This is a genomic window from Sporolactobacillus inulinus, from assembly GCF_006539285.1.
Taxonomy (GTDB): Bacteria; Bacillota; Bacilli; order Bacillales; family Sporolactobacillaceae; genus Sporolactobacillus; species Sporolactobacillus inulinus.
Window position 1 is genome coordinate 1 of sequence record NZ_BJMS01000156.1, and the last position, 4,144, is coordinate 4,144.

At 35.1% G+C, this 4,144-nt stretch carries 2 protein-coding genes and 1 pseudogene; all 3 read left to right on the plus strand.

Annotation, left to right across the window (positions count from 1 at the left end):
* Positions 1–581: 581 nt before the first annotated feature.
* Positions 582–1,457, plus strand: coding sequence for a hypothetical protein (locus SIN01_RS14140; protein WP_010025915.1), 876 nt, complete (start codon positions 582–584; stop codon positions 1,455–1,457).
* A gap of 506 nt (positions 1,458–1,963) precedes the next feature.
* Positions 1,964–2,803 (plus strand): hypothetical protein, encoded by an 840-nt coding sequence (locus SIN01_RS14145; RefSeq protein WP_010025916.1) that lies wholly within the window; start codon positions 1,964–1,966, stop codon positions 2,801–2,803.
* Between the two features lie 611 nt (positions 2,804–3,414).
* Positions 3,415–4,144: pseudogene (locus SIN01_RS14150) on the plus strand (hypothetical protein); the annotation flags it as partial.

Here is a 4,144-nt window from a genome sequence, read left to right on the forward strand (position 1 = left end):
GTAGAAGGAAGAAAAAGATGAGAAAAGGGAAAAGTCATTTTGCCAAATAGTTTTTCTAAATAGAGATGGTTAAGTTGCTCAATAATATATTTATTAATAAAGGGTGGTTTGATGTACTTACAAGAACTTATTGAAAAAGTTCACTTAAAGTAACGGGCAGTTTTGTTGAAGAAACATTCAGAAAATGGTAGAATAAGGTATTCATTCTTTTTAACAGGCTCCCCCGCTTGTTCAGACGGCACAGGTTCCGTGCTCAGTTGAGCAACTCTCAACAATAAAAGATAAAGGGGTGGTTATTATGAAAGAACTGTTTACAAGCCTTAAAGGGATACAAATCGTACTGCAAGCAATTACTTTATGTGTAAGTTTTCTAGTCTTTAGTAATGACGTCGTTGAGGGGTCTGTTAAAAAGAATGAATCATTTAAAAAAGGATCGTCTAAGACGGTCTTTTTTTGAAACGATTTATAATTTCTTTCTAAAAAACAATGGTTATTGTACCTATTTGAGAGGGTAATATCTTCATGTGGGACACTTTTTGACTATTTTTTGTTCTAGGATAAGAAGAAATGAGGAAGATTTTATGGGTAAGTGTGCATTATGTCAGGAAGAAAGGGAACTAGAAAAAAGCCATATTATCCCAAAATTTGTTTTTAGGTCAATGAAGAGGAATTCGCCAACAGGGAATATGCGAATGGCATCGCAACCAAACAGGGTAATTCAGGACGGTGACAAACAGGCGATGCTATGTGGTGTCTGTGAAGATAGATTCAGTCCAAATGAAACAATCTTTGCTAATAAAGTTTATCATCCCTATCATTCGGACAATCTCCAAGTGGTGGAATATGAACAATGGCTCAATCACTTCATTACATCCATCAGTTGGCGAAGCCTTTATCTTGATATCGTAGAATTTGTGCGTGACCAAAATATTGATATTATAGATTTAGATATTTTAATTGAAGCGGAAAAAATCATGCGTGAATTCCTTCTTGGAGAACGAAAAGACCTTGGTCACATTGAAAATCATATATTCTTTTTTGGCCCAATTAAGGAAGCGTCTGGGGATACCAGTGAGTTTGATTTACATACTGCCATCGGGGGAAGTGTTGTGGGCTATACTTATATTAGCCATGACCCCGACTCTTCATATGTATTTTTAAATCTTCAGGGAATATTAATTGTCACCATCTTAAAAAAGGCTGTTGAAGAGGTTTGGGAAAATACTTTAGTAGAGGAAAAAGGATTCTTTAATATGGGGGAGCCAAAACATGCTGTATCTTCACCAGTGTTTAATGAGCTTTTCGCTGTGGCTAAGGACCTTAGAGAATCGAGAGAGAAAATTTCAGAAAGCCAAAAAGAAAAAATCGTGGAAGCTATAAGGAAAAACCCGGAACGATTTTTAAAAAGTAAAGCATATCAGCGACTTAAAGACGATGAACGAATTAGAAAAAGGTAATTGCTAACTAAGGTTAAAGTTTTTAAAATTTAATATTGGTCATGTGGTAGTAGTGAGCTATGACTTATGCCCCTGTTACTTTCTACTTCCCCACGTTAAAAGGTTGTTCCCACTGTCACATAGTCGGTACCCAACCAGTAAGGAATCACGGAACAGCAGCACACAAATGAGCTATGTATGGAACCATTATTCAATCATTATTCAAACGTTTGTTTAAAACCAACATCAATAAAAATTCTTGCTGGATCTTGTAGTAGGTTCAGTCTTTTTTTTGGTTTCAAAAGACAAATAACGTTACTAAAAATAATGTTTCCAATCCGAAGGTTCTTTCCAGTTTTGTCTTGCTAGTCTTCGTGATAAAATTGCAGAGTATGAAAAATTGAGAGAAAAACTCCAGAACAAATGACTATAAGGTGCTGTCTAGTTTACAAGCACTAATCTCTGAATTACGAAAAGAATGTATCATAAATATTAAAACGTCGCTAATATGAAAGAGGGTTCATGGCATGACTAATAATGGAGATTCCACAAATGTTGAATTAATTATAGCAAACGCATTAAAGATGCCGGGTGTTAAAGTAAATAGAAAAGAATTTTTGGTAAAAACATTCGGTGATATATTAAGCTCGGATAAAATCCCTATCTTGATTGATAAAGGACCACAAGAAGTAGGGATCAGTTCTGACAAAATTAACAGAATGGCAAAATCCCTCGTAAATAAAAGAACGTTACAAAGTTCTGGTACATCGTTTGCGGCTGGTCTACCTGGTGGGTGGGCTATGGCTGCCACAATACCTGCCGACACTCTGCAATTTTTCGGAGTAGCTTTACGTTTATCACAAGAACTTGCTTATATGTTTGGATACAGGGACTTTTGGGATGATGATGATGAACTAGACTTGGAGCGAGTGAGAAGTGAATTAATTTTATTCCTTGGTGTTATGTTTGGTGTAGGTGGTGCTGCCTCGACCTTAAAAGTGGTTTCTTCCAAAGTGGCACAACAGGCATTAAAAAAGCTACCTCAAAAAGCATTAACTAAAACCTTCTACTATCCTATTGTTAAGAAAATAGCAACTCTTATTGGGGTTAAGATGACAAAAGATACATTTGCAAAAGGGGTCTCTAAAGTAATTCCTGTTGTTGGAGGGGTAGTTTCTGGTGGTCTAACTTATACATCAATGACTAAAATGGGAAACCGTTTAAGAAATACAATGTATGATTCTTTAAACTACACAACACAAGAATTTCAAAAGGACATGGATGAAATCAAGAGAGAAATGCCAGACATCATTGACATAGAATTTGAAGAAATAGAAGATCAGTATAATAACGATCAAGATAGATAAAGATCAATAAGAGTAACACCAACTATCCAAAATTAACGATTCTTAAATAAAATTAAAGTTCCAAATCCGAAGGTTTCTCCGGTATTTTTTCCGGTTGGCCTTCGGATTTTTTTATGATAATTTCTGCAGGAATCCAATTGTGATCCACCCCCACATTACAATTAAAAATCAAAACAAGTCTAATAGGGTTTACCTTTACTCTGTGTTCTCCTAATCCTTGCCTTTGTATCAGTTCAGGCTGTCCCCTGTTCTTTTCCAGTTGTGTTTCTTACAGAATAGATAAAGCTACCTTCCAGCATTTTTTTAACTCTTTTAGGCTGAAAGACAATCCGAATTTTATTTAGGATTTACCAAAAAGAATCCTATTATTTGTCAAGATTAAAGCAAAACTCGTTAATCTTATGTGTTGCTCTGAGAATTATCTCCCCATGCTAATTTGGACGAATTACATGGTATAGTTCCTTGCATAGTCATTAGTCCTATATTGACAGGCAAAAAAATTTTACCATTGACTATAGTATATATCCTTGGAGTTTGGGGTAAAATGTATAATTTGTATTTAAAAGGAGATGCTTTTTCTATAGATAATTAGAAAAGGGAGTCATACAGGTATGAAAGTTCCAAAGGTAACTAAAGAGATTTTCATAGAGCGTCTTGCAGAAAAGACCAGAGATGATATTGAGTTGAAGGGGGATTTTCATGGCTATAATAAAGAAGTTACACTTTTTCATACTACCTGTAAAAGGGAGTTTTCTGTTACTGCAAGAGCCTTTTTACAATTACCAAACTGTCGATTATGTTCCAATGAAGCCTTTACGAAAGCTAGGCAGGAAAAGAATAAGCGTGAATTCTATCGGAAATTTTCAAGGAAGCCATATAGTATGGAGTATACCTTTCTGTCAGATTACCAGAAAAGTAATAAGAAAATCAAAGTTCAACATAAAATTTGTGGAAAACCATTTTTTATGACACCGAATAAGCTAGTGAATGGGCAACAATGTTCTAACAAGGAGTGCGTAGGTAAAAGAATAAGAGAAGGTAAGATGAAGTCAATAGAACAATTTGATAAGGAATTAATTATAAAATGGAATGGAGAGTTCATCGCAGTCGGTGAATATCGTGGCAGTAAAGAAAAAGTTAATGTTTTTCATAAGAGGTGTGGAAAGATTATAGATGCCTATCCAAATAATTTGTTGAAGGGTCACGATTGCAAAGTTTGTACGAATAATTACAAGCGAAGTACGCTACAGTTTGAACGAGAATTACAGGAGGTACATGGTAGTGAGTATAGTGTGATGGGAACTTACAAAAGTAGGCATGATCCAATTCTTATAAAACATA

Bases quoted from the DNA above. Each gene is read 5' to 3' on its own strand.
- SIN01_RS14140 (WP_010025915.1), top strand. From the start codon at position 582: ATGGGTAAGTGTGCATTATGTCAGGAAGAAAGGGAACTAGAAAAAAGC.
- SIN01_RS14145 (WP_010025916.1), top strand. From the start codon at position 1,964: ATGACTAATAATGGAGATTCCACAAATGTTGAATTAATTATAGCAAAC.